The 25,905-nt window shown below is 70.0% G+C and carries 23 protein-coding genes, 1 tRNA gene and 1 riboswitch; of the genes, 8 read left to right on the forward strand and 16 right to left on the reverse strand.

Features of this window, described 5'->3' with window-relative positions:
* The first annotated feature begins 12 nt into the window (after positions 1 to 12).
* The 3 genes from ACWGDX_RS03160 to ACWGDX_RS03170 all read left to right on the forward strand — a co-directional run bounded on the left by ACWGDX_RS03160 (position 13) and on the right by ACWGDX_RS03170 (position 1,173).
* Positions 13 to 267 carry a hypothetical protein gene (locus ACWGDX_RS03160; RefSeq protein ID WP_453621669.1) on the forward strand — a complete coding sequence of 85 codons (255 nt, stop codon included), beginning with the start codon at positions 13 to 15 and terminating at the stop codon, positions 265 to 267.
* An 88-nt stretch (positions 268 to 355) separates the two neighbouring features.
* The gene (locus ACWGDX_RS03165; RefSeq protein ID WP_453621671.1) at positions 356 to 547 is read left to right on the forward strand and encodes a hypothetical protein; all 192 of its coding nucleotides are present in this window, start codon (positions 356 to 358) and stop codon (positions 545 to 547) included.
* Between the two features lie 128 nt (positions 548 to 675).
* A complete protein-coding gene (locus ACWGDX_RS03170; protein ID WP_453621673.1) occupies positions 676 to 1,173 on the forward strand; it encodes a hypothetical protein in 498 nt (165 codons plus the stop codon).
* A gap of 277 nt (positions 1,174 to 1,450) precedes the next feature.
* Here ACWGDX_RS03170 and ACWGDX_RS03175 read toward each other — a convergent pair whose 3' ends face one another.
* Positions 1,451 to 1,735, reverse strand: coding sequence for a helix-turn-helix transcriptional regulator (locus ACWGDX_RS03175; RefSeq protein ID WP_453621675.1), 285 nt, complete (start codon positions 1,733 to 1,735; stop codon positions 1,451 to 1,453).
* A 342-nt stretch (positions 1,736 to 2,077) separates the two neighbouring features.
* On the reverse strand, positions 2,078 to 3,040 hold the full coding sequence (locus tag ACWGDX_RS03180; protein WP_453621677.1) for a hypothetical protein: 963 nt from the start codon (positions 3,038 to 3,040) through the stop codon (positions 2,078 to 2,080).
* A gap of 130 nt (positions 3,041 to 3,170) precedes the next feature.
* On the opposite strand from ACWGDX_RS03180, the gene ACWGDX_RS03185 reads away from it, so the two are divergent.
* Together ACWGDX_RS03185 and ACWGDX_RS03190 are read left to right on the forward strand one after the other, a co-directional pair.
* On the forward strand, positions 3,171 to 3,344 hold the full coding sequence (locus tag ACWGDX_RS03185; RefSeq protein ID WP_453621679.1) for a hypothetical protein: 174 nt from the start codon (positions 3,171 to 3,173) through the stop codon (positions 3,342 to 3,344).
* Between the two features lie 76 nt (positions 3,345 to 3,420).
* Positions 3,421 to 3,609: a hypothetical protein gene (locus ACWGDX_RS03190; RefSeq protein WP_453621681.1), complete on the forward strand. Its 189-nt coding sequence runs from the start codon at positions 3,421 to 3,423 to the stop codon at positions 3,607 to 3,609.
* 75 nt (positions 3,610 to 3,684) lie between these two features.
* Here ACWGDX_RS03190 and ACWGDX_RS03195 read toward each other — a convergent pair whose 3' ends face one another.
* On the reverse strand, positions 3,685 to 5,514 hold the full coding sequence (locus ACWGDX_RS03195) for a tyrosine-type recombinase/integrase (RefSeq protein ID WP_453621683.1): 1,830 nt from the start codon (positions 5,512 to 5,514) through the stop codon (positions 3,685 to 3,687).
* A 103-nt stretch (positions 5,515 to 5,617) separates the two neighbouring features.
* Positions 5,618 to 5,700: transfer RNA gene (locus tag ACWGDX_RS03200), tRNA-Leu, on the reverse strand.
* A 353-nt stretch (positions 5,701 to 6,053) separates the two neighbouring features.
* Between ACWGDX_RS03200 and ACWGDX_RS03205 the strand changes: the two genes are divergently transcribed.
* Positions 6,054 to 6,866: an ABC transporter ATP-binding protein gene (locus ACWGDX_RS03205; protein WP_453621685.1), complete on the forward strand. Its 813-nt coding sequence runs from the start codon at positions 6,054 to 6,056 to the stop codon at positions 6,864 to 6,866.
* A gap of 466 nt (positions 6,867 to 7,332) precedes the next feature.
* The gene (locus ACWGDX_RS03210) at positions 7,333 to 9,879 is read left to right on the forward strand and encodes an ABC transporter permease (RefSeq protein WP_453621687.1); all 2,547 of its coding nucleotides are present in this window, start codon (positions 7,333 to 7,335) and stop codon (positions 9,877 to 9,879) included.
* A 125-nt stretch (positions 9,880 to 10,004) separates the two neighbouring features.
* On the opposite strand, the gene ACWGDX_RS03215 is transcribed toward ACWGDX_RS03210, so the two are convergent.
* From ACWGDX_RS03215 to ACWGDX_RS03265, 11 genes are all read right to left on the reverse strand, one after another.
* A complete protein-coding gene (locus ACWGDX_RS03215) occupies positions 10,005 to 11,303 on the reverse strand; it encodes a class I SAM-dependent methyltransferase (RefSeq protein ID WP_453621689.1) in 1,299 nt (432 codons plus the stop codon).
* A 419-nt stretch (positions 11,304 to 11,722) separates the two neighbouring features.
* Entirely contained in the window at positions 11,723 to 13,111 is a 1,389-nt protein-coding gene (locus ACWGDX_RS03220) for an NAD(P)/FAD-dependent oxidoreductase (protein ID WP_453621691.1), read from the reverse strand.
* A gap of 427 nt (positions 13,112 to 13,538) precedes the next feature.
* On the reverse strand, positions 13,539 to 14,501 hold the full coding sequence (locus ACWGDX_RS03225; protein ID WP_453621693.1) for a Ppx/GppA phosphatase family protein: 963 nt from the start codon (positions 14,499 to 14,501) through the stop codon (positions 13,539 to 13,541).
* Entirely contained in the window at positions 14,498 to 15,085 is a 588-nt protein-coding gene (locus ACWGDX_RS03230) for a DUF501 domain-containing protein (protein WP_453621695.1), read from the reverse strand. Before ACWGDX_RS03230 ends, ACWGDX_RS03225 begins: the two co-directional genes overlap by 4 nt.
* 134 nt (positions 15,086 to 15,219) lie before the next feature.
* Positions 15,220 to 15,693, reverse strand: coding sequence for an FtsB family cell division protein (locus ACWGDX_RS03235; protein ID WP_453621697.1), 474 nt, complete (start codon positions 15,691 to 15,693; stop codon positions 15,220 to 15,222).
* A 125-nt stretch (positions 15,694 to 15,818) separates the two neighbouring features.
* Positions 15,819 to 17,108, reverse strand: coding sequence for a phosphopyruvate hydratase (gene eno, locus ACWGDX_RS03240; protein WP_363079433.1), 1,290 nt, complete (start codon positions 17,106 to 17,108; stop codon positions 15,819 to 15,821).
* Positions 17,109 to 17,410: 302 nt separating this feature from the next.
* The gene (locus ACWGDX_RS03245) at positions 17,411 to 18,184 is read right to left on the reverse strand and encodes a transglycosylase family protein (RefSeq protein ID WP_453621700.1); all 774 of its coding nucleotides are present in this window, start codon (positions 18,182 to 18,184) and stop codon (positions 17,411 to 17,413) included.
* Positions 18,185 to 18,186: 2 nt separating this feature from the next.
* A riboswitch (cyclic di-AMP (ydaO/yuaA leader) is annotated at positions 18,187 to 18,359 on the reverse strand.
* A 567-nt stretch (positions 18,360 to 18,926) separates the two neighbouring features.
* Positions 18,927 to 19,802 carry a transglycosylase family protein gene (locus ACWGDX_RS03250; RefSeq protein WP_453621702.1) on the reverse strand — a complete coding sequence of 292 codons (876 nt, stop codon included), beginning with the start codon at positions 19,800 to 19,802 and terminating at the stop codon, positions 18,927 to 18,929.
* A 225-nt stretch (positions 19,803 to 20,027) separates the two neighbouring features.
* On the reverse strand, positions 20,028 to 21,380 hold the full coding sequence (locus tag ACWGDX_RS03255) for a cytochrome P450 (RefSeq protein ID WP_453621704.1): 1,353 nt from the start codon (positions 21,378 to 21,380) through the stop codon (positions 20,028 to 20,030).
* Between the two features lie 111 nt (positions 21,381 to 21,491).
* Positions 21,492 to 22,547, reverse strand: coding sequence for a nucleoside triphosphate pyrophosphohydrolase (locus tag ACWGDX_RS03260; protein WP_453621706.1), 1,056 nt, complete (start codon positions 22,545 to 22,547; stop codon positions 21,492 to 21,494).
* A gap of 127 nt (positions 22,548 to 22,674) precedes the next feature.
* Positions 22,675 to 23,331 carry a SurA N-terminal domain-containing protein gene (locus tag ACWGDX_RS03265; protein ID WP_453621708.1) on the reverse strand — a complete coding sequence of 219 codons (657 nt, stop codon included), beginning with the start codon at positions 23,329 to 23,331 and terminating at the stop codon, positions 22,675 to 22,677.
* Positions 23,332 to 23,958: 627 nt separating this feature from the next.
* Here ACWGDX_RS03265 and ACWGDX_RS03270 point away from each other — a divergent pair.
* Positions 23,959 to 25,140, forward strand: coding sequence for an acyltransferase family protein (locus ACWGDX_RS03270; RefSeq protein WP_453621710.1), 1,182 nt, complete (start codon positions 23,959 to 23,961; stop codon positions 25,138 to 25,140).
* A 136-nt stretch (positions 25,141 to 25,276) separates the two neighbouring features.
* On the opposite strand, the gene ACWGDX_RS03275 is transcribed toward ACWGDX_RS03270, so the two are convergent.
* Entirely contained in the window at positions 25,277 to 25,780 is a 504-nt protein-coding gene (locus ACWGDX_RS03275; RefSeq protein ID WP_453621712.1) for a GtrA family protein, read from the reverse strand.
* Positions 25,781 to 25,905: the final 125 nt, after the last annotated feature.

Raw genomic sequence — 25,905 nt, forward strand, 5'->3', positions numbered from 1 at the left:
CGAGGCGGCGCTATGAACATCGGATTCAGCCTCAGCCTCGGCACTGGCGCCTCTGTGATGGGGGACTGCTTCCGCTGCGATCGCACCGGGCTCCAGACCATCCGCGCCGGAGTGATCACCAGTCCCGGCGGACCCGGTGCGATCACCGGCGAAACCCCGATCTTCGTCTGCCGCGCCTGCGAACAGGCACTGCTGGCCCGACACACCGAGGCACAGACCAGCCCGGCCCGACCGTACGTCAGGCCCGGTCTGCACCACCCCCACTGACCCCCGCCCCGGCCGGACGCACCCGGCCAGGCAACCCCGGCCGGGGCGGGTTCCACCACCCACCCGAACACAGGAGGGCTCCCGCAGAGTGACCAAGAAGCGCGACACCGTCAAGAAGGCAAAAGACGTCGTCAAGCGCGACGTCAAGGACACCAAGAAGGCTCACCGCAACCAGGGGGCGCTGGTCGACCGATACGTCAACCAACACACGACGGAGGCGGCTCGCGACTGGGACAACAACCCGAACCCGCCGCAGGCGGACAACACCACTGGCACCTGATCAGCGCCACCCCGTGACGACCATCGAGTCAGGGTCGCACCAACGAACCCCCGCCCCGGCCGGACATATCCCAGCCAGGAAACCCCGACCGGGGCGGGTCACCACCCATCCGAGAACAGGAGGCACCTATGAGTATCACCACTCAGGCGCCCGCCACACGCGACGCCCGAGCCCTGCTGAGTCCCGGCGAGTTCACGGCCGTCGCCGCGACGGTCCAGCAGAACAACCTCGGGATGTCCACCGCCGTCGCCGAAGCGATCACCGCGGAAGCGCTGAAGTTCGAGGCGGCCTGCGCCTTCAACCCCACCGCCCGGCTGAAGCCGTCCCGTGTGGTCGATGAGGGCTGGCACGCGCTCATCCTCCACACCCGCATCAAGGCCCGGCTCGCCACGTCGCTGGGTGTCTTCGTGCATCACGTGCCCGAGGCTCCCGACACCGGCCGCCACGACCCGGACGCCCTGGCGCGCACCCAGGCCGCGATCGAGGCCGCCGGGTACGAGCCCGTGCCCGCGATGTGGGTCGGCCCGAGTGACACCAGCATCCCCGTCGCGGCGGACTGCGAGCACTCCCCGCCGCCGCCCGAGGGCACGTGCTCGGGCGACTGCTCCAACACTGGGCCGAACTGACACACCCCGGTACGCGCCCTGGCGCCCGTTCCCCCGGCGGCTCTACCGTCGTTGGGGGAACGGGCACAACGAGACGAGGCTGACATGCGCGAGTGGACCGATCCGCGATACGCCGACGCGATCATCCGGTACATGGCGCTGAAGCCCGCCGAGCCTGCGCGGCGCCGCGGGTGGGGACGACGACCGTACGGCGACCCGTACGTGGTCGTGGTCGACACCGCGACTCTTACCCCGTATACCGCCAGGCAGGGCCGACCCATCTCCTGACCCGTCCGCCCTACCGCCCCGGCCGGTCCATGTCCCCAGCACCCGGCCGGGGCTCTTCCCGTACGAGGTCCTCGATCGGGATGCCCAGCCCCGCCGCGATCAGCACAAGGTCGGAGAACTGGGGATCCGTAATGGCGCCCTCGTAGCGCTGGATGGAGCGGCGCTCCAGCCCGGCGCGGTCAGCAAGCTGGTCCTGGCTGAGCCCAAGCGCGCCGCGCAGCACCGCGATCCGATGGCCGAGGGCTCGTTGTCGGGCGACGACCCATGCGGGTCGCGGAGTGCGGCGGCGAGGCATCCGATAAACGCTGTTAGCCCAGCGATCACACGTCAGTACCTAAGTTGTCGCCATCTTGATAACGGACGCTTACTGTGCTCCAAGGCGGGTGCGCAGCAGAAACCATCTGAACGACGGTCAGCACGACCGCCAACGGCCTGGAGGCTCGAATGACCGATGATTCAGACTGGCGTACCCGATGGAGCCAGCGAGTGGCCGTCGATACCAGCACGGGCGCGGTTGGGTACCTGGGCCTCGAACGTGACGGCGTCGTGGAAATGCGCCCGGTAGCGGGCGGTCTGGAGTGGACTGCGCCAACGTCCAGCACGAGGCCCGCTACGCCGACGGAGGTGGCCTCGGCGCTCAGTCAGGACGAGAGACCTTCCCCCACCAGTACATGACCTCGTTGAGGGTCGTGGCGCCGATGGCCGAGCGCACCGCGGCGAGTTCCTTGCCGATGGTGCGCTCGGCGTGTCCCAACCGCGTGCTTACCTGGGGCTGGGAGAGTCCTGCCGCCAGTTGCTTGAGGATGGCCTCCTGGCGTCCCGTCAGGATGCTGGCAGGCGACCGGTAGAAGTCGGCCCAGTGGATGCCCTGGCCCCAGTGAGTCAGGTAGATGTTCCTGGCCCACATGACTGCCCCCGGGTCACCCACGTGCCATCCACTGTCCCGCTCGCGCCCTACAACAAAATCGTCCACGAAAGCATGTGCGCCATCAATGACCATCATCCGCGGGAACTCACCGCTGTGAAAGCGGACCTCCGCCCCCGCCGCCGAGATCTCCTCTACATACCGACGCGTCGGCTCGTGACTCCGGGCCACCGAGCTGTAGAGGGTGCGGACCATGACGCGGCGTCCGAGTGCCTCACATACCCGGGCGACCCCTTCGCGATGTATCTCCGGATCGCGATCCGCCGGCTCTCCCGGCTGCGCCGTGAGGATCTCGCCTTTCGCTGCGCGCGACACCGCGCTGATGCGCACGTTCATGGCCTCACGGTCCAGCAGCTCGGATCCCGGACCGCCGTAGAACCGGAACGGATCGTAGAACCGGCCGAGACTCTCAATCGCGCCGACGTGTCCCATCCGCTCCACCGTGCGGGCGAGGTCGGCCTGCGCATCGATCATCAGCTGGTGTGCCGCCGCACGCGGATCGATCGCAAAGTACTCTTCGGGTTTGTGCGGGTGAGGCGTGATGAGTCCCAGCGACAGCAGCCTGTCAAGCGGCCCGTCCGCGGGTGCCTCACCTGCGGCGATCGAGCGATACGCCTCGATCTCCTCCTGCGCCAGGGGCAGTTCATCGGCCACGCAGACCTCCCAGTCGTTCACGGCTCATCTTCATACCGATTCTTGCACGGGCTGGATCTGGCCTCCCGAAAGCCTGGACCTCACCAATCACACATGTAACGCTGCTCTCAGTCACGCGGATACGCGTTCGAATCAGACTGAGAGGAACAGCATGCGGAGATCGATAGGGGCAGTGATGCTGGCGCTCGCCGCCGCCATCACGCTCGCGCCGGTCGCAGCGGCGGAGGAACCTCCGCCGCCTATCACCGTCCCCGGGGATCTCGGTTGGGGAACCGAGCCCGCAGACGTACAGGACGCCGTCCAGGGCGATCTCGGTTGGGGCTAATGCCTCCGCACTACCAGGGACCCGGCGGCGTCGGCCGCCGGGTTCCGCACTTACCACGCAGTGGGGGGATCCACCAATGCTCATCAGAACGATTACCGCGGCCGCGGCCTGCGCGGCTGCCGCGCTGGTGCTGCACCAGTCGCTGAGGAGGCAGATCGGCGATCTCCGCGCGCAGGTCGATGACCTACGTGAGGAGATCGCTATGGCCCGCATTGAGGGCGTACTCGCCCAGCCCGGGGCGGACAAGAAGGAGGCACCCCGGTAGAGCTCACCACGCGCCGAAGCTGGGGCCGCTGTCCGACCTACTCATGATCGACTCGTACCCCAGCCGGCGCTGGTGTCAGGAGACTGCTTCCCGGCCCGGCGTATTTGTCCGGTCCGGATGGAGGCCGCACGTCCGCAACGCGTCCCCCCTGGCCCTGGCGAACGCGGACCTGACCGCGTCCCCGTGTGACCCCCAGGCGCGCGCCTCGGTCTCGGCCTCCGGCCCCGGCCGCCACTGTGTCGCCGAGTGCGCGGGCTCCTCGGTGTAGTCGTCTTCCCAGTCCCACACCCACCGGCCGCGCGGCTCGTGTGCGTCCAGGGCGACGATGCGTTCCGTACCGTCGGCTCCGTAGACGGCCGGCCCCATCGACCAGATGTAGGCCCGGTGTGGCAGCTCACTGCGAATGGCCTTGAGGCCGTTGTCCTCGCCCATCCGGCCGCCGGTCGACCTGATCCACCAGTCCGTCGACCACTTCTCGACGCGCACGGCCCCGCCGCGGTCGCGGGCCCACCGCTCCGCGGTCTCCTCGGCGTGCTCGGGATGCCAGAAGCCCAGAAGCTTGGAGCCGCCGACGTGCGCCACGTACAAGGCCCGTCCCGGGTCCCTGAGGGGCGTACGGGCCGCGTGCTCCTCGTCCTGGTCCCCGTGCTGGTCGGTCGTGGGTCCGATGCCCAGCGCGCGGTCGAGGGTCGACAGCGCGCCGACGCTGGCTTCCTTGAGGAGGTGGCCGTACTTGTCCGACGTCGTTTTGATCGACGAGTGGCCGAGTCTGCGCTGCACGTACGTCAGGCTGTGCCGGTCGGACAGCAGGGCCGCGACGTGGCTGTGGCGGAGGTCGTGGAAGGTCGGGAGTTTCCACTCGGGCAGGTGGCCGAGCTCCTTGGCGAGGGCGACGGCCGCACGCCACCGGTCATAGAACGTGCTGTAGACCAGTCGCTCACCCCGGCCGTTGTGGAAGATCAGCGCCCCGTCCGCCATCCCGCCCAGGCCGTAGTCCTGCAATTCCCGCCAGAGGCCGGCGCTGATCTCGACGGTGCGCCGCGATGCGCGGGACTTCGGGATGCCCAGGTACTGGGTGGGCAGCTCCCCGGTCTCGTCTACCGGCCGGGTCTTCCAGGCCCGGGTCACGCGCAGCTCGTACTCGCCGGCGGACGGGGTGCGCGCGTGCCGCTTGGCGAGCGCGGTGATCTCCCCCCATCGCATGCCGGTCCCGTACGCGATCCGGACGAACACCCTGTCCTCGGGGCGGGGCAGGCATTCCACGATCCCGGCGACCTCGTCCGGGGTCATGAACTCCATGTCCTCGCTCTCGTCGTCCTCCACGCCGTCGTCGTCGGTGCGCGGCAGGTTCACGAGGCGGCACGGGTTCCGGTCGCGGAGCGGCGGCTCGGCCGTGACCGCGTCGTTCAGGATGGACGAGAGCAGGGCGACGAGGTTCTTCAGGGTCTTGGGGCTCATGACCTTGTGCTTCGACCCGCGGTAGACCTTGGTCTTGGCCATCAGGTTGACCCAAGCCGAGATGGTCGCCTTGCTGAAGTGTTCGGTGCTGCGTACGTCGCAGTTGCCGAAGGTCGGCAGGAGATAGGTCTCCAGCTCCCGCACGCAGTCGCGCCGGTAGCGTTCCTCGACGCCGGTCTTGTTCTTGATGCACTCGCGCGCGTACGCCTCGAAGACGTACGCCGCGTCGTCGCCGGCCGTCGGGTCGATGTACCCCCGCCCCTTCACCCAGCCGGGGGGCCAGTGCTGCCCCGCGTCGTCGACCGCGTCCTTGAAGACCCCGGCGGAGTCCTCGTCGTCGAACTTCTCGGTCTGCCAGGGCGCGCCCCGGCCGCCGCCGAGCCGCCATTTCACCTGGTAGCTGGTGACCTCACCGTCAGCGTTTTCCCGCGGATGTATGGATGCCATGAGAGGACCATAGGGGCGCGTGTTCCCGTCGTGTTCCCAGACGGGCAGATGATCACGGCATGATCCCGCCGTTTCTGCTGGTCAGCGCACGTGCGGTGTGATGTGCCCGGAACCGGACTTGAACCGGTACGCCCCCGAGGGGCAGCGAGGTTTAAGCTCGCCGTGTCTGCATTCCACCATCCGGGCACGCGCGACGCCGCGTTGGCACATGAGCCTATCGGGACACACCACTCGAACAGCCGAGCGGCAACCCGATGTTGTCTTATTTTATTGACGTCTGAGGGTGCGTCAGGGCACGTACCGAGCCATCCGCACATGCCGGGCGCGGGTGGTCATCTCGTACCCAGGCGTACAGGAATGACGAAAAGTCGCCGCCCGGTCACTCATTCGGCACAACGCGCGGCCTCTCCGCCCCGGGTGGACGTCCCTCGGGGGCGGTGTCATACCGGAGGAGGAGGGCGGCGCCCGGCGGTCAGACCCAAGAGGGCCCCGCGAACGGGCATCGGGACGGACGACCCGCGCCGGGGCGGCACGGAAGGATGGAGTCGTTCCCACCGAAGCGTCCGACAGGAGTTCCTCCCGTGACCACCACCCAGATCGCCCACCGCGCCACCGCGGTGGCCGCGCGCGCCTCCGAACTGTCGAAGGTCTATGGAATGGGCGAGACCCAGGTGGTCGCCCTCGACCGGGTCACCGTGGACTTCCGCCAGGGCGAGTTCACCGCGATCATGGGGCCTTCCGGCTCCGGCAAGTCCACCCTGATGCACTGTGTCGCCGGCCTCGACACCTTCAGCGGCGGGTCCGTGAGAATAGGGGAGACCGAACTCTCCACACTCAAGGACAAGCAGCTCACACAGTTGCGCCGGGACAAGATCGGCTTCATCTTCCAGGCGTTCAATCTGCTGCCCACCCTGACGGCCCTGGAGAACATCACGCTCCCCATGGACATCGCGGGCCGCAAGCCCGACCAGCAATGGCTGGACCAGGTGATCGCGATGATCGGTCTGGCCGACCGGCTCGGCCACCGGCCCACCCAGCTCTCCGGCGGTCAGCAGCAGCGGGTGGCCGTCGCCCGCGCGCTGGCCTCCCAGCCCGAGATCATCTTCGGCGACGAGCCCACCGGGAACCTGGACTCGCGCTCCGGCGCCGAGGTGCTGGGCTTTCTGCGCAACTCCGTGAGGGAGTTGGGGCAGACGGTCGTCATGGTGACGCACGACCCGGTGGCCGCCTCCTACGCGGACCGCGTCATCTTCCTCGCCGACGGCCAGATCGTCGACGAGATGCTGCACCCCACCGCCGACGGTGTACTCGACCGGATGAAGGCCTTCGACGCCAAGGGCCGTACGAGCTGACGCCGGACTCGGACCGGGCTCCGACCGGGGTCGCGCCGGGCTCACGTCAGGCCGATCCCCCGCGGACATCGAGCAGATGTCGAGCGGACGTCAAGCGGACGTCGAGCAGACATCGAGCCGACGTCGGACAGCACCCAGCAGACCGCACCGGACTCACCTCCACAGCAGGTCCTCACCACCACAGCAGGTCCTCACCGCAGCAGGTCCCAGCGGACCTCAGCGGATACGGAGCGCACACCGGGCAGACCCCGGGCTGACACTCCCTCCGCCGGCCCTCCCGCCGGCTCCTCCGGCCCGCCGACCCATGGACCGGTCCCGGCGGCCATCCGTACGCCGCTCTCCGCACCGGGTCACTCCGTAACCGGACCGACCGCACCCGCGCCGACCGCGCTTCCCGTGCCCACCGCGTGCATCCCGCCCGCGCATCCCGCCGCCAGGCCCATCCCATTCCACCAGGACTCCCACCATGTTCCGTACCGCCCTGCGCACCGTGCTCGCGCACAAGGCCAGGCTGCTGATGACCGTGCTCGCCGTCATGCTCGGCGTGGCCTTCGTCTCCGGCACCCTGGTCTTCACCGACACCATCGGCAACGCCTTCCGCAACCAGTCGGCCAAGAGCTACAAGGACGTCGCCGTCGCCGTCACCTCCCACGACAACCGTGACAACGGCGCGAGGAAGGAAGGCGGGAAAACCCCTGGCATCAGCCGGGGGACCGTCGAGAGGATCGGGGCCGTCGACGGTGTCGCCTCCGTCACCGGCCGGGTCAGCGGCTTCGCCGGGATCGCCGACGCGGACGGCAAGCTCATCGGCAACGGCTGGTCCAACACCGGTGCCAACTTCGCGCCGGGCGCGAACGGCGAGGACGCCGCCTACACCTTCACCGACGGCTCGGGCCCCACGGGCGACGACCGGATCGCGCTCGACAAGTCCTCGGCCGCCAAGGGCGGTTACCAAGTCGGCGACCAGGTGCGCGTCGCCACCAACGGACCGGTGAAGGAGTACACCCTCTCCGGTGTCTTCACCACCGAGGACGGCGCGGTCAACGCGGGCGGCAGCCTGGTCCTCTTCGACACCGCCGTCGCCCAGAAGCTCTATCTGGAGCCCGGCTACTTCATGGACGTCACCGTCACCGCGGCGCCCGGCGCCTCGGACCGTACGATCCTGACCGCCGTCAAGGGGCTGATCGGGGACAACGCCGAGGCGCAGACCGGCAAGCAGCTCGCCGACCGGCAGGCCTCGGACATCGAGTCGAGCGTCTCCGCGCTCAACCAGATGCTGCTGGCCTTCGCCGCCATCGCCCTGTTCGTCGGGGTGTTCCTGATCTCGAACACCTTCACCATGCTGGTCGCCCAGCGCACCAGGGAACTGGCGCTGATGCGCGCCGTGGGCGCCTCGCGCCGCCAGGTGAAGCGCTCGGTGCTGGCCGAGGCCGCGGTCGTCGGCGCCATCGCCTCGGTGGTCGGCTTCGTGCTCGGCCTCGGTCTCGCGACCGGACTGCGCTCCGCGATGGGCGCGTTCGGCGCGCGGATGCCCGCCGGACCGCTGGTGGTCTCACCGACCGCGGTCGGCGCCGCCTTCGGTGTCGGTGTGCTGATCACCGTGATCGCCGCCTGGCTGCCCGCCCGCAGGGCCGCGAAGATCCCGCCGGTGGCGGCGATGAGCAGTGTGCACGCGGTGGCCACCACCAGGTCGCTGGTCGTACGCAACTCCATCGGCGCGGTGATGGCCCTGACCGGCGCCGCGGTGATCGTCGCGGGCGCCGCCGCCGGCGCCGACGACGGCCGGCTGCTGATCGGCGTGGGCGCGTTCCTGACGATGATCGGTGTCATCGTGCTGATCCCGCTGCTCTCGCGGCCGGTCATCGCGCTCGTACGGCCCGCCCTCCAGCGGGTGTTCGGGGTCGCGGGCAAGCTGGCGGGACAGAACGCCGTCCGCAATCCGCGCCGTACCGGAGCCACCGCCTCCGCGCTGGCCATCGGGCTCACCCTCGTCACCGGCCTCACGGTGATCGGTGTGACGATAGGCCAGGCCGTGGACCGGATGACCACGGACAACATCAGGGCCGACTACATGGTCACCATGGCGAGCGGCGGTCCGCTGGACGAGTCGGCCCTGACCGCGCTGGAGAAGGTGCCCGGGGTGAGCGCCCTCTCCCCGCAGCAGGCCACCTCCCTGAAGATCAAGGGCGAGTTGCGCTCCGCCTCCGCGGTCACCCCCGGGGACATCGAGAAGGTCTTCAGCCTCGGCGGTGTCTCCGGTTCGCTGGACACACTGGGCCAGGGCGGGATCGCGGTCGCCGACAAGACGGCGGAGTCCAACGGCTGGAAGCCCGGTGACACCGTCGAGGTGACCTACCCCGACGGCGAGTCCGCCCGGCTGAAGGTCGGCGCGGTCTACACGGCGAACGAGTTCCTCTCGCCGCTGCTGATCTCCAGGGACCTGGTCACCCCGCACGAGTCCAAGCCGTACATCCCCGAGGTCTGGGTGAAGATGGACGGCGGTGCGAGCGCCGCCCATGAGCAGGCGCTGGTCGACGCGCTGGGTGACAACCCGGGCATCGACTTCAAGGACCGGCAGGACATCAGGAACACCTTCGGCGGCTTCATCAACACCGCGCTGAACATCATGTACGGACTGCTGGCGATGGCTCTGATCATCGCGGTCCTCGGAGTCGTCAACACCCTGGCGATGTCGGTCTTCGAGCGGCAGCAGGAGATCGGCATGCTGCGGGCGATCGGTCTGGACCGCCGCAAGGTCAAGCTGATGATCCGGCTGGAGGCCGTGGTGATCTCGGTCTTCGGCGCGGTGATCGGGGTGGGGCTCGGGACCTTCCTGGCCTGGGCGATCGGCGAGACGATCAAGTCCTCGATCCCGGGTTACGCCCTGGTCGTCCCGTGGGACCGGATCGGGATCTTCCTGGCGCTGGCCGGACTGGTGGGGGTGCTGGCCGCGCTCTGGCCGGCCCGCAGCGCCGCGAAGCTGAACATGCTGACGGCGATCAAGACCGAATAGCCGTACGTCCCGCGTGGCGCGTACCTCGCGTACCTCGCGCACACCGCGCGCATACGGAGAAGGGCCGGATCTCCCGACACGACGGAGGTCCGGCCCTTCCGGCTCGTCAGGCCCTCACGGCTCCGTCAGACGCCCCAGGCGCGGGCGCGCCACGGCATCCCGGAGGCCCCGGTCTCCGGGGTCCTCACGGCCAGGATCTGGTTGACACCGATCCTGTTGCGCTCGAAGGAGACCGCGGACGCCGCCATGTACAGCCGCCAGACCCGGGCGCGGCCCGGGGAGGTGGCCCGTACCGCCTCGTCCCAGTGCTTCTCCAGGTTCGCCACCCAGTGGCGCAGGGTCAGCGCGTAGTGCTCCCGGATCGACTCCACGTCACGGGCCTCGAAGCCCGCCTCCTCCAGCGTGGCGACGGTCCGGCCGAGCGGGGCCAGTTCGCCGTCGGGGAAGACGTACGCGTCGATGAACGGGTCGATGCGGTACTGGTTCTCGTCGCGCTCGGGGCGCCGGGCGATCTGGTGGTTGAGCAGCCGTCCGCCCGGCTTGAGCAGGGCGTAGAGATCGTCGGCGTACTCGCGGTAGCGCACGGACCCGACGTGTTCGGCCATCCCGATGGAGGAGATCGCGTCGTACGGACCGTCCCTGACGTCCCGGTAGTCCTGGACCCGGATCTCGACGCGGTCGGCGAGCCCCTCCTCCGCGATGCGCTTGCGCGCGTACGTGGCCTGTTCCCTGGAGAGGGTGACCCCGGTGACCCGGGCGCCGTACTCACGGGCGGCGTGGATGGCCATCGAGCCCCAGCCGCAGCCGACGTCGAGAAGCCGCTCGCCCTCCTTGAGCGCGAGCTTGCGGCAGATCAGATCGAGCTTGTCGCGCTGTGCGTCTTCGAGGCTGAATCCGGCGTCGCCCTCCCAGTACGCGCAGGAGTAGACCATGGACGGGCCGAGCACCAGCCCGTAGAAGTCGTTGCCCACGTCGTAGTGGTGGCTGATCGCCTCCTTGTCCCGGCGCTTGGTGTGCAGCGTGCCGTACCGCCGTCGTACCTCCTCGGCGGGCGGGGCGGGCGGCGGCCAGGGTCCCGCGATCCGCAGGAACGCGGCGGCGGCGGCCCGCATACGGGGGTCGCGCACGGGATGGACCGGGTCCTTGGCGTCGGCGCCGCGCTCCCAGATGAATCCGGCGAGCCGGTCGAGGACCGCGTACAGATCGCCGTCCACATCGATCTCGCCGGCCACCCAGGCCCGCGCGAGACCCATCTCGCCCGGTTTCCACAGGAGTCGGCGCAGGGCGCGCCGGTTACGGATGATCAGGGTCGGGGCGCCGGGGGGACCCGATTCGCTCCCGTCCCAGGCACGGATACGGACCGGGAGCGGGACTCCCAGCATCTCCTCGGCAAGAGTGGTCAGCCGCAGCGCGGCGTCGGCCATGGCGCACACCTCCGTGGTGGCGGATACGGATGCTCAACACCACGTAAACACCGGACGGGTGGGGTTGCAGTCCCTGTGGCTCGCAATGGACCGGCAAAATGCCTGCACCCGCCACACACTTTCCTGACGGTGTGCGCCTTTCCTCCCCGGTCGCCGTCCGTGGGCGGGTCGGGGGCGGCCGTACGGCGGCGGCCGGAGCATAGGCCGTCAGGGCGATCGGCGGGCGTGACGGGCAGGCACGAGGGGCGGGCGCGAGAGGCGAGTGTGACGGGCGCGAGGGGGCACGCGAGGGCACGAGAAGGGCCGCTCGCACCACGGATGGCGAGCGGCCCTTCTCGTCTGTCGGTCCTGCCAGTTGTGTCCGTCGCGTCGCACCGGTGGCCCGCTGTCCCGCGGCCGTCGGTGCCCGCCTCCCCGGGTCAGGAGGCCTTGGCCCTCTCCGGCGTCTGCGCGACGGCGGCCACGGCCGGCGGGTTGGGCTTGGCGGCCTCGTAGAACTCCTCGCGCGGTGTCTCCATCGCGCCGAGGGAGACGACCTCGCGCTTGAGGAACATCGCCAGGGTCCAGTCGGCGAAGACACGGATCTTGCGGTTCCAGGTCGGCATGGCCAGACCGTGGTAGCTGCGGTGCATGTACCAGGCGAGCCGGCCCCTGAGCCTGATCTTCACCTTGCCCATGACGATCATCGCGACGCCCTTGTGCAGTCCCAGACCGGCGACGGCACCCTTGTTGGCGTGGCTGTACTCCTTCTGCGGGAAGCCCCGCATACCGGAGATGACGTTGTCACCGAGCAGCCGTGCCTGGCGCAGCGCGTGCTGGGCGTTCGGCGGGCACCAGGCGTTCTCGACACCGGCCCGGCGGGCGGCCATGTCCGGGACCTGGGCGTTGTCGCCGGCGGCCCAGATGTAGTCGGTGCCCCGCACCTGGAGCTTCTCGCCGGTGTCCACATGCCCCCGGGGACCCAGCGGCAGGCCGTAGCGGGCGAGGGCCGGGTTCGGCTTGACGCCGGCCGTCCAGACGATGGTGTTGGAGTCGACCTCGAGGCCGTTGTTCAGCACCACGTGTCCGTCGACGCAGGAGTCCATACCGGTCTTGAGGTAGACCTCGACGCCGCGGCTCTCCAGGTGCTCCTTGCCCCAGGCGCCCAGCTTCGGGCCGACCTCGGGAAGGATCTTGTCGGCGACATCGACGAGGACGAAGCGCATGTCCTCGCGCTTGACGCTCGTGTAGTACTTGGCCGCGTCGCGCGCCAGGTCCTCGACCTCACCGATGGTCTCCGCACCGGCGAAGCCGCCGCCCACGAAGACGAAGGTCAGTGCCTTGCGGCGGACGGCCTCGTCGGTGGTCGAGTCGGCCTTGTCGAGCTGTTCGAGCACATGGTTGCGCAGGCCGATGGCCTCCTCGATGCCCTTCATACCGATGCCCTGCTCGGCGAGGCCGGGGATCGGGAAGGTACGGGAGACCGCGCCGAGGGCCACGATCAGATAGTCGAAGGGCAGCTCGTAGGCCTCGCCGACGAGCGGCGCGACCGTGGCGACCTTGCGGTCCTGATCGATGGTGGTGACTCGGCCGGTGAGCACCTCAGCCTTGGGCAGCACGCGTCGCAGCGGTACGACGACATGCCGAGGCGAAATGCTGCCGGCGGCGGCTTCGGGGAGGAAGGGCTGGTACGTCATGTACGAGCGCGGGTCGACGACCGTGACGGTCGCCTCCCCGTAGCGCATCTTCTTCAGAATGCGACGAGCTGCGTACAGGCCTACGTACCCACCGCCTACAACGAGGATCCTGGGACGCTCCGTGGTGCTCATGCCATCGAGTATCCACCCCCCTCGGAGGGGGTGCTCGTGAGCCCCTTCACAAGGTCTACCCCCTATGGTGCTACACTGCGCGGCCCACATGATCGAAATCACGATCCCCGCAGGGAACCAGGGGGTTGGGCCGGTCGTTGCCCACCCCTTGTGAGCTGGCCCTCCGCCCTCGCCACCGCCCGAACCACCCGTCTGGTTCATGCGCCCGTAACGCGTCCGGAACCGCCCGGTATAAGGAGCCGAAGGCCTGCCGGGGGCCTCCGCCGACGCGATCGAACCGCGACGGCACCCAAGAGGATCGAATTCCTTGTGAAGAACTTCACGAACTTTCTCGCGAGGACCCCGGCGAAGGCCTGAACGGGGGCCGCGACGCCCGTCGAGCCGGGCGAACGGAGCGGGCGGGACCGGTGCGCGGCCCCGCCATCGCTCACCCTTCCCGCGCGGCTCTCCAGGCGATGCCGTCCAGGATGTCGTGTTCGCTGACGACCACCTCGGCCGCGTCGGTGCGTTCCATGATCGCCAGCAGAATCAGGGCACCCGCGCCGATGACATCGACGCGGCCCGGATGCATGACCGGGATCGCGGCGCGTTCGGCGTGGGTGGCCGTCAGCAGCCGCTCCGTGATCTCCGCGACCTGGGCGCGGGAGATACGGGAGTGGTGGATCGCGGTGGAGTCGTACGCGTCCAGGCCCAGCGCGATACCGGCCAGCGTGGTCACGGAACCGGCGAGCCCGACCAGGGTGCGGGGCTCGCGCAGCGGGACCGTCCGCTCGGCGAGGTCGAGGGCCGCCTCGATGTCCGCGCGCATCGCGGCGATCCCGGCGGCGCCGGGCGGATCGCTGACGACGCCGTCCTTGACGAGATGCCGCTCGGTCAGCCGTACACACCCGATGTCCACGGAGCGGGCGGCCCGTACCCGGTCGTCACCGACGACGAACTCGGTCGAACCGCCGCCGATGTCCACGACCAGACAACTGTCCCGGCCCGGCAGTTCCTTGGTGGCGCCGGTGAAGGAGAACTCCGCCTCCTGCTCGCCGCTGATCACCTCGGGCTCCACGCCCAGGATGTCCAGCACCCCCCGGACGAACTCGTCGCGGTTCTCCGCGTCGCGCGAGGCGGAGGTGGCCATGAAGAGGACCCGCTCGGCGCCGTGCTCCTTGATGACGGCGGCGTACTCACGGCACGCCTCGAAGGTCCGCTCCAGCGCCTCGGGCGCCAGCCGGCCGGTCCTGTCCACGTCCTGGCCGAGCCGGACGATCCTCATCCGCCGGTCGAGATCGACCAGTTCGCCCGTGGACCCCGCGCCGGGGCCGCTGTCGGGCAACGTCACATCGGCGACCAGCAGACGGATGGAGTTCGTACCGCAGTCGATGGCGGCGACCCGGGTCATACGCGCTCCTCGTTCTGGTCCCGGCGCCCGTTCTCTTCCTTCTCCTCCGCGGGCTTCTCCTCCGCGGGCGCACACGAGGTCACACAGGGGCCCTTCGCCCACCACTCCGGCAGCATCGCCAGCGCCTCGTCGCCCAGCGGGTTCACCCCGGGACCCGCCGCCAGCGAGTGGCCGACCAGGACGTGCAGACACTTCACCCGGTCCGGCATACCGCCCGCGCTGGGAAAGCCCTCCAGCACCTCGATGGCGTCACGGCGCGCGAGATAGTCCTCGTGCGCCGCGCGGTAGGCGGCGGCCAGTCCGGGGTCGGCCGCGAGGCGCTCGGTCATCTCCTTCATGACACCGTTCGCCTCCAGCGTGCCGATGGCCGAGGCCGCGCGCGGGCAGGTCAGGTAGTACGTCGTCGGGAAGGGCGTGCCGTCGGGGAGCCGCGGGGCGGTCTCCACGACATCGGGCTGTCCGCAGGGGCAGCGGTGCGCGATGGCGCGCAGTCCGCGCGGGGGACGGCCGAGCTGTTCCTGGAACGCGGCCACGTCCGCCTCGGTGGGCTCGGTGCGTTCGGTCTGCGGAGGGGGGGTTTCCATGCCTGCCTTGGTTCTACGTTCTGCGTGCCTGATGACGGTTCTGTCTGCCTGGTACGGACGCGCCGCTGGTACGGGGTCGTGCCGCTGGTACGGGGTCGTGCCGGTCCACCGGTACCGCCCGTCCCCGCGCGTCCCTACCGGTCCGTGCGGTCCGCGCTGTCCACGCCGTCCAGGACGTTCGAGTACCAGGGGCGGTCCGTCGCCTCCCGCTCCTCACGGCGCTCGCGCACCGCGTCCGGGTCGATCATGGTGTAGCCGCTCTCCCCGGGCCTCACATAGTGGAGATGCTCGCGGGCCAGCCGCTGGATGTAGGCGTCGTCCTGGAGCCGCGCCTTCTCGTCGCGCAGTTCCTCGACCCGCTGCCTCGCCTCCCGCGCCTGCCGCTCCTGCTCGGCGATCTCGTTCCGCTGCGACACGTACTGCCGCATCGGATACGCGAGCGCCACCACCAGTGTGCACACGACCAGGGCGAGAAAGGCCGCCCGGCCGGTGAGACGGGAGCGGCGGTCCTGGCGGCGGTTCTGCGAGCGGTAGACGCGCGCGGCGGTCTGCTCGCCGAGCAGCCGCAGCCTGGTCGCGGTGGAGAACCGGTCCCGGTTCCCGGCCATGGCTCGCCTCCCCTGTTACGTGCGTACGTCCCCGGACACGGTACGGGACCGGGGCCGGGGACGTACGGACGACGGGCGGGACGGGCGGCCTCACCCGACGGCCGGCCCGGCCCCGCCGCTCACGCTCAGGCGGAGCGGAACCGCGGGAACGCGCTGCGGCCCGCGTACACCGCCGCGTCGTCGAGGATCTCCTCGATACGCAGCAGCTGGTTGTACTTGGCGACACGGTCCGAGCGGGCCGGGGCGCCGGTCTTGATCTGACCGCAGTTCACCGCGACGGCGAGGTCGGCGATGGTGACGTCCTCGGTCTCGCCGGAGCGGTGGGACATCATGCACTTGAAGCCGTTGCGCTGGGCCAGCTCGACGGCGTCCAGGGTCTCGGTCAGCGAACCGATCTGGTTGACCTTGACCAGCAGGGCGTTGGCGGAGCCCTCCTCGATGCCACGGGCCAGCCGCTCCGGGTTGGTGACGAACAGGTCGTCGCCGACGATCTGCACCTTGGAGCCGAGCTTGTCGGTGACGACCTTCCAGCCGGCCCAGTCGTCCTCGAAGAGCGGGTCCTCGATGGAGACGAGCGGGTAGGCGGCGACCAGCTCCTCGTAGTACTCGGTCATCTCGGCGGCCGAGCGGGACTTGCCCTCGAACTCGTACGAGCCGTCCTTGTAGAACTCGGAGGCGGCGACGTCGAGCGCGAGCGCGATGTCGCGGCCCGGCACATAGCCGGCTTCCTTGATGGCTTCGAGGATCAGGTCCAGCGCGGCGCGGTTGGACTCCAGGTTCGGCGCGAAGCCGCCCTCGTCACCGAGGCCGGTGGAGAGCCCCTTCTGCTTCAGGACCTTCTTGAGGGTGTGGTAGACCTCGGCGCCCCAGCGCAGCGCCTCGGAGAAGGACTCCGCGCCGATCGGGGCGATCATGAACTCCTGGATGTCCACATTGGAGTCGGCGTGCGAGCCGCCGTTCAGGATGTTCATCATCGGAACGGGCAGCAGATGCGCGTTCGGGCCGCCCAGGTAGCGGAAGAGCGGGAGGTCCGAGGCCTCGGAGGCGGCGTGCGCGACGGCGAGGGAGACACCGAGGATGGCGTTGGCGCCCAGCGAGCCCTTGTTCTCGGTGGCGTCCAGGTCGATCATGGCCTGGTCGATCAGGCGCTGCTCGGTGGCGTCGTAGCCGACGAGCTCCGGGCCGAGCTGCTCGATGACGGCGAGTACGGCCTTCTCGACACCCTTGCCCAGGTAGCGGTCGGGGTCTCCGTCACGGAGTTCCACGGCCTCGAACGCACCGGTGGAGGCACCGGAGGGGACAGCAGCACGGCCGGTGCTGCCGTCGTCGAGGCCGACCTCGACCTCGACCGTGGGGTTGCCTCGGGAGTCCAGGATTTCCCGGGCTACGACGACGTCGATGGACGGCACGAGCATCTCCTTCTGGGATGTGACGCTTGGAGTGCAGGGTCTCATTGGCCTTGCGGCAAGAGCCTAACCGGCTCGGAGACGTCGGCCGCCCGGTGCCCGCCCGCTGGGACGGATCAAGCACCCGAGCGCTTCGGCGCACCCATGAGCACCGTCGTGCGCACCGCCGTGAGCGCCGCCCCGAGTACTCCCTCCGTACTCCCCGAGTGCCCCCTCCGTACGCCCGGAAGGTACGCCCGGAAGAGGGCAGACCCCGGCCCGGCGCGTACGGGGGATCACGCGCCGGGCCGGGGGGATCGGGGGCGGGCGGATCAGCGCAGGTGGAGCTGCTGGCCCGGGTAGATCAGATCGGCGTCGCGGACGATGTCCTTGTTGAGGTCGAAGAGCTTCTTCCAGCCGCCCTTCACCTGCCGCGCGGCGGCGATCTTGGAGAGGCTGTCGCCGGGCTTGACCTTGTACTCGCCGTCGCCCTTCTCGATCGTGGCCGTGGCGGCGCGGGTCTCACCGCGCGAGGCGGGCTGCGCCTGCTCCCGCTTCGGCTGCGCCGGCCGGATCTGCCGCGGGGCGGCCTGTTCCCCCGTACCGGAGCCGGAGGCGGAGGCGGATCCCGAGCCGGAGCCTGAATTCGAAGCGGAACCGGAACCGGAGCCCGAGCCGGAGCCCGAGCCGGAGCCCGCCGAGCCACCGTCGTACGCGGCGCCGGAGAGGTTCACCCCGCAGGTGGGCCACGCGCCCTTGCCCTGGCCCGCCAGGACCTTCTCGGCGACGGCGATCTGCTGGGACTTCGAGGCGAGGTCGGCCCTGGCCGCGTAGGCGGTGCCTCCGTAGGCGGCCCAGGTGGAGCCGCTGAACTGGAGTCCGCCGTAGTACCCGTTGCCGGTGTTGATGGACCAGTTGCCGCCGGACTCGCACTGGGCGACCTGGTCCCACTCGGAGGCGGTCGCGGCGGACGCGGAGGTGGCGCCGATCAGCGGGACCGCGACAGCGGCGCCGGTGATGCCGGCGAGCGTGGCGTAGCGGGCGGTCACGGAGCGGGAGGGACGGCGGTGCCTGCCCTTGCTGGAACCCTTGCTGGAACGCGGCATGGAACTCTCCTCACCGACGCCTACGAGGTGAGCTGTCGGGTTCGGGCCAAGTGAGTTGCCCGGCCGGGTGCTCGCGCACCCGGCTCCACCCCGAGCCGGTCGCCGGCCGTCTCTCGACGGCCGGGGCCGGCACAAACCTTGGGTCCCCCGCTCCTGCCTTCGGCGCATGACGCGACGACTACTCCCCCCGACCGACGGCAGGATTCGGCGTGACGGTCGACGAGGCCCGCGGTGCGAGCGGTTCAGACCGTAATCACAGGCCCGCCGGTTCTTCAAAGGAGAACATCAGGGAAATAACGCCCTTACCCACCCTCCAGGTTTACGCATTTCCCCTGGTGAGAGCGGAAAGCGGGGCAACCCGCGGGTCAAAAGTCCCTAGTTGCAGCAAAGAGACCCTTGTCTCACTTGCACAGAAGTGGACATAGGGCGGCGAACTACCCTTGAATCCGTGCCACTTCACGGCACTTCAAGGACGGGATCAAGAAGGAGACCGAGAGGGAGGCGGAGAGGGAGACACAGGGGGAGCCGGGGAGGGATCAGGGCCGCGGCCAGGGAGGACACCCCCATGGCACGCCGCGACGCACCCGGAGACACCGAGGCGCACCCGGAAGCACCGGGGCACACCAGGAAGCACCATGACCCGCCCGGAAGCACCGGGCGCACCAGGGGGCGGCACACCGGCCGCCCCCCGTTCACCTCACAGCCACCGCGCCGACGGCCCGGAGCCGCCGGCCCGTTCGCCTCAGAGCCAGCCGCCGAGCACCTTCTGCCCGTCGGCGATCAGCCAGTTGCGCTCGACGGGCCGGTCGGCCTCCGCCGGAGCGGGCGATTCCGTACGATCCGTCAGGCCGTCCGTACTGCGCGACAGTCCGTCACCCCGTGAGGCATGACGGCCGTATTCAAGCCCTTCATCCGAATTGCCCGTTACGGCATCGTCCTGGGCGGCTTCACCGCGGTGCTTGCCCTTGGCCGACTCCGCACCGCCGGCGGCGGTGCCACCGAGGCCGTCGGAGCTGAGGCCTTCAGTGCCCTCGCGGCCGTCCACGGAAGCGGAGGCTCCCGGTGCGGGCGTGGTGGCCGAACCGGAGGGGACCGGCTCTCCGGGCAGCGTCTTCCCGTCGGAGGGGGCGGAGGGCGTGGCGTCCGGAGCGCCGGAGGGAGCGTCCGCGGGACCGTCGCTCCGGTCGTCCTGCGCGGCTCCCGCCGAGCCGGAGCCGCCCCCGAGACCGACACCGTCCAGCACGGCGCCCGTGAGCCCGGAGACCGGCGCGCAGCTCGACCAGGCCTTCACGCCCTGCGCCGCGAGCACCTTCTCCGCCACGGCTATCTGCTGGGAGCGGCTGGCGAGGTCGGCGCGGGCCGCGTACTCCCCGCCGCCGAAGGCGTCCCAGGTCTCCTGGGTGAGCTGGAGGCCGCCGTAGTGGCCGTTGCCGAGGTCCGCGCTCCACATGCCGCCGCTCTCGCATTCCGCGACACGGTCCCAGGTGGAGGCGTCCGCCGCGCTGGCGCCCGAGGCGGCGAACAGCGGGATGGCGATCGCCGACCCGGTCACCCCCGCGGCGACGATCAGAGCGGGGGCCTGGCGTGGTCTGCGGTGTCGGCCGTTCGCGGAGCGCATGCGCTTGCCTTCCGTGTGACTGTCGTTTCGACTACGGCGTGTTGCAGCTGAGTCGTCGGTGAACGTAGCGGTACTCGAACGTCTGTCACAAGTCGATGCAGCGGAGATCACGTGAAAGTCACATTACTGACGGTCCGTCAGTTATGGAGTGACGATCCGACAGTGATCGGCGCCGGTCCCATGGCGGTACGGCGGCCGTCCGCCGCCGAATCCGTCAGTGGCTCATCAGCCGGACAATGGCGTGAACTGCACCGGAAGTGTGCGCAATCCACGCATGATGAGCCCGCCGCGCCAGCGCAAATCGGCAGGATCCACAGCAAGTCGCACATCGGGCAGACGGGTCAGCAGAGACGCGAGAGCGGTCTGTCCCTCAAGGCGGGCGAGGGGCGCGCCGAGGCAGTAGTGGATGCCGTGCCCGTAGCCGAGGTGCTGATTGTCACGCCGCGCGAGATCGGGCGTGTCGGGCGACGCGAACCGCTCGGGGTCACGGTTCGCCGCGGCGAGGACGACCAGTACGGGATCGCCCACCGCTATCCGCTGCCCGCCGAGCGTCACCGGCTCGGTGGCGTACCGCCAGGTGGCCAGCTCCACCGGACCGTCGTGGCGCAGCAGTTCCTCGACACCCGTCGCGAGCAGTTCCGTCTCCCCCGCGTCGAGCGAACGCTGGAGCCGGGCGTGCTGCTCCGGGTGGCGCATCAGCGTATGGACGCCGTTGCCGATCAGATTCACGGTTGTCTCGAAACCGGCAAAAAGGATGATGAAGGCCATCGCCGCGGCCTCGTTCTCGCTGAGATGCTCGCCGTCGTCACTGGCCCGCACGAGACCGGAGATCAGATCGTCGCCCGGGTTCTCCCTTTTGCGGTGGATGAGTTCGGCCAGATACGCCCGGATCTTCTTGACCGACCGCGCCACTCCGCCACGCGGTCCGCCGCCGTGCCGGATCATCATCCCGGCCCAGTCGCGGAAGTCGTCCTGGTCCTCGGCCGGCACCCCGAGCAGATCGCAGATCGCGTAGATGGGGAGCGGGAAGGCGAAGTCATGGATCAGATCCGCCTCCCCCTTCGCCGCGAAACCGTCGATGAGCCGGTCGGTGAGCTGCTGGACCCGGGGAGCGAATTCCGCGACGCGCCGGGGCGTGAACGCCTTGGACACGAGCCGGCGCAGCCGGGTGTGGTCGGGCGGATCGATGTTCAGCAGATGCGTCATGAGGTCCGCGCCGCGCTCCCCGGGAATCCCGGTCTTGCCCTTGGCGTGCGCCGCCTCCGCGTGATGAACGGGGTTCTTGGAGAGCCGGGCGTCGGCGAGCGCCGCCCTGGCGTCCCCGTACCGCGTCACGAGCCACGCCTCGACCCCGCTGGGCAACTGGGCCCGGTACACGGGCGCGTGCTCGCGCAGCCAGGCGTAGGCGGGGTAGGGATCGGTGGCGAACTCCCAGGTGAAGAGTTCGGGAACGGGGGCAGTCTCGGGGGCGGGGCCGGGCGCGGTCTCGGGGGCGGGGGCGAGGCTCGGCTCGGGGGCGGTCTCAGGGGCCGGCTCGGGGGCGAGGCCCGGCTCGGGGGCGGGGGGCTTTTCGGTCACCGGTCGACGGTATCGGGACAGACCTCGGGGGCGGCCGGGGCGGGGGCGCGTCCCGGCTCGGCTCGGCTCGGCTCGGCGGCCTTGGCGTACCCCCTGGCCGGCCTCGCCCCGTCACTCGGTGGCGGCGCCGCCCGTTTCCGCCGTGCGGATCGCGTCCCGGTAGGTGCGGGCCGCCGCGCGCAGGGCGGTTTCCGGGTCGACGCCCGCCTCTTCCGCCCGTACGGCCATGGCGAGCAGTTCGTACCCGATCCCGTCGCCCGACGGAAGCGCGACGTCCAGGCCCGCCGTACGGACGCGGCCCGCGAGTTTGGAGGCGAGCGCGAGACCCGGCTGCCCCAGCGGGACGCCGTCGGTGACCGAGTCGCGCTGCTTCTCGACCGCTTTGGTACGGAGCCAGTGCGCCTTGACGTCCTCGGGGGTCTCCGCCGTCTCGTCGCCGAAGACATGGGGATGGCGGTGGATCAGCTTCTCCACGATCGTGGCGGCGACATCGTCGATGGAGAAGGGTTCCCTGCCCTCTTCCTCCTCCAGGCCGTCCTGCGCGATACGGGCGTGGAAGACGACCTGGAGGAGTACGTCACCCAGCTCCTCGCGGAGTTCGTCGCCGTCGCCGTCCTCGATCGCCTCGACGAGTTCGTACGCCTCCTCGATGCCGTACTTGGCGAGCCCCTTGTGCGTCTGGGTCGACGACCACGGGCATTCGCGCCGGATCCGGTCCATGACATGGACGAGATCGAGAAGCCGGGCGCCGGGCAGATCGTACGAACCGGGGAGCAGCTCCAGGTCGGGCATCTGTACGCGGCCGGAGCCGGCCAGCCGGGCCAGGCCGTCGGTCAGGGCCCCTTCGCCCGCGGCCTCACCGTCACCGCCGCCGGACGGGATGACCACGACCGTACGGCCGCCGGCGCATTCGTCGACCAGATCCCGCGCCGTGAGCGCGGCGGGCGCGGGCGCCGGCGCTCCGGCCTCCCCGGTGATGCCGCTCTCCACGGTGATGCCGGCCTCGCGCAGATACGGCAGCAGCGGATGGGCGCCGTCGGCGCACAGCACACGGTCGGCGGCGCGCAGCGTCTGCCAGGCGGGCCAGGACAGGAGTCCGGGCGCGACCCGGTGGCTGACGGTCAGCAGGACGATACGGCCGGGGGTGGCGGGAGCTTCGTCTGTCACCACTTGAACCTACCTCCGGCCCGCCTGCGGCCGGACCCCGCCCGTCAGCCGCACCGGGACCGGGAAGGGGGCGTGGCGGGTCCGGGACCGAGGCGGCCCGGCCGTCACGCGTCCGTCGGCCCGGCCGTCACGCGTCCGTCGGCTCCTGCTCCGGTGCCTGGCGGGTGACCTGCGTGATCCACGGCAGCTTGGCCTCGCCGAGCCGGACCTGCTTGTAGTCCCAGCTTCCGTAGCGCGGATTGACGTCGATCCCCAGCTTCTCCGACGTCTTGGTCAGATCGGCGAGCACGACCTGCTGGCCCTCGGGGGTCATGGTGTTCGCGCCGAGCGCCTGGGCCAGCTTGTTCAGCAGGACCTCACGGCGGATCGCGGCGTCGATCTGCCCCGCCGAGAGCCCGCCCTGCTGGAGCAGCATCGCGGCGAACTGCTTCTCGCCGCCCGACTGCGCGGCGGCCTGCTGCCGGGTGGCCTGGATCTCCTTGCGATTGATCTTCACCCCGGCATCGTCGGCGGCCCGCTGAAGGATCCGGTCGAAGATCAGACTATTCAGCTTGGCCTGACTGAGCTGCCCGGTGTTCTTGACGAGCTGCGCGCCGTCCGGCGCGGACTCCTGCGCGTCCCGGACGTCCCGTACCTGGGCCTGGATCGTGGACACCTCGATCCGGTGCCCCCCGACGACCGCCGCGGCTCCGGGATGGGCCTCGTTGCCGCAGGCGGTGAGCAGGGGGGCCGCGGCGAGGAGCGCGACGGAGACGGAGAGCGCGGTGCGACGGCGGCGGTGCAAAGTGGGCCTCCCGGCGTGATTGTGCGGCGATGCACAAGGCCTTGCAGTGATCGATGGTAGGCAGTGGACGTGGCCTGGGCCACTGGTTCGACCAACGATTCACGGGGAGATTGAGGCACGTGCGCCGCGCCATGGGCCGGTGCGGGTCCGATTCGGGTCCCGTACGGGTCCGGTACGGCTTCCCTACGGGTCGGGTACGCGGCCGGCACGGGTCCGGTACGCGGTCAACGCATGTGCACGTAAGCACAACCGGGGCGCCGGCGTGAAGAGGGTCCCGGCGCACCGCCCGGCGCCCCCACCCCTGCCCCTGCCCCGAGATCTTCACCAGCAGTTCATTTGACCGCCGCCTGTCCGACCGTCCTGTTCACCCCGCGGACGCCGCACCGTTCACCGCGTGCCGCCTAGTGTGACTCCGTTGAGGGCTGTCACGCCGCCGTGCTGTTCGCACCGCCGCTCTTCAGGCCTTCCGAGCCCCGCCCGAGCCCGATGGACCGGCCGTACGAACAGCACCCGGCGTCGTCGGGCCCCGGCCGGTCGGTGTGCGCGTGACGAACGCCCGTACCGTCCTCGGCCGCGCGGCTCCCGCCCCATCCCGCCGTCGTAACTGGAACGAACGGAACAGACGGAATGACTCAAGCGACACTGACTCGGGCACCCGGTCCGGATCCGGAGCCGGTACCCGGGCCGGGGAGCGCCTCAGCCCCGCCGAAGGACTCCTCGGCGCCCAGGCACGACCGTATGCGGGCCCTCGACGGACTGCGCATCGTGGCGGCGCTCATGGTCTGCTTCTACCACTACTCGGGCAGAGGCGGTCAGATCACCCGCTCCTGGGGCCAGTCGCCGAAGGAGCTGTTCCCGGATCTGTCGGCGATCGCCGTCTACGGCCCCCTGGGCGTCCAGTTCTTCTTCATCATCAGCGGCTTCGTCATCTGTATGAGCAGTTGGGGCCGGTCGCTCGGGGACTTCTTCCGCTCGCGCGTCTCCCGGCTCTATCCGGCGTACTGGGCCGCCATCGTGGTCACCACCGCCGCGGCCGTCGTACTGCCCTCGGTCGTCGAACCGCTGCGCCTCAACGAGGTGCTGGTGAATCTGACCATGCTCCAGCAGCCCGCGGGTGTGGGCCGGGTGCTGGGGGTGTGCTGGACCCTCTGGGTCGAGGCGCGCTTCTATCTGCTCTTCGCGCTGTTCGTGGTGTGGAAGGGCGTCACGTACCGCAGGGTCGTGATCTTCTGCTGCCTGTGGACGGTGGCGGGGGTGGTGGCCCGGGTCGGCGACCTCCCGCTCACCAACGAGATCGTGATGCCGGACTACGCGCCGTTCTTCGTCGGCGGACTCGCGCTCTATCTGATCCACCGGTACGGCAGCGATCTGCTGCTCTGGGGCATCGTCGGCGTGAGCTGGCTGCTCGGCCAGCGCTACGCGACGATCGGGCTGTGGAACCCCGAGGCGACCGATGTCTTCCAGCCGCGCTCCCCGCACGTCATCCTGCTGATCGTCACCGTCGCCTTCGCGGCGGTCGCGGCCGTGGCCCTGGGCTGGCTGCGCTGGGCGAACTGGCGCTGGCTGACGTTCGCGGGCGTGCTCACGTACCCCTTCTATCTGGTCCACGAACACATCGGCTGGTTCACGATCAGTGTTCTGCACCGCCACTTCGGCCTGGAGCCGAGGCTGACCCTCGTGGCCACGGTCCTGCTGATGCTGACGCTCGCCTGGCTGATCCACCGGCTGGTGGAGAAGCCGTTCGGGCCGCGTCTGAAGCGCACGATGAAGCGGCAGGCGGACCGGGTACGGAGCCGGGCCCACGCCTGACCGCCGCCTGACCGCCGCCTTACCGCCGACCGCCGACCGCCCGTCGGCCGACCGCGCCTCGGGAGACGGGAAACGGCACCGCGTACCCGGACGCTCGGTCCGGGTACGCGCCAAGTCCGGGCCGAGGCCGCCGCCTTCAGAGGCCGTTCGCCGTCGGCTCCCCCGACGCGCTGAGACAGCCCTCGGACGACCCGCCGAGATGCGCGTCGCAAGGAGTGCCGGCCGCCGGACCGCGGTCGGCGCTCCGCCGGGTGTCCGCCGTACGGGCCCGGTCCGGGCGGAGCATGATCGTACGGGAGACCACGAAGGTGACCGGTACGGCCGTCGCCGCGGCGAACAGCGGGGCGTAGCGGCTGCTGAGATGCAGCATGTCCACGAGCAGATAGACCCCGGTCGTGGTGATCACGAAGTTCGCGGCGTTGGTGAGCGGGAAGAGCAGGAACTTCCGCCAGGTGGGGCGCGTCCGGTAGGTGAATCGGCTGTTGAGGAAGAAGGAGCCGGTCATGCTCAGCAGAAACGCCAGGACGTGCGAGACGACATAGGTGAGCCGGTTCAGCAGCACCAGATAGCAGGCGTAGTACGTGCCGGTGTTCACCACGCCCACCATGGCGAATCTGACTAGCTGGCCGCGAACCGTCATCTTGTACCGGCTCTCCCTGACTGGATGCGGCCGGTGTACTCGTCGACCGGCCCTCTGGAGTGTGGCACAGCCGGATTGCCCGGACGCCGCCTGACGTGCACCCGACAGCTCGCATCGGTCCGGAC

This window comes from Streptomyces sp. NPDC055025 (genome assembly GCF_053608565.1).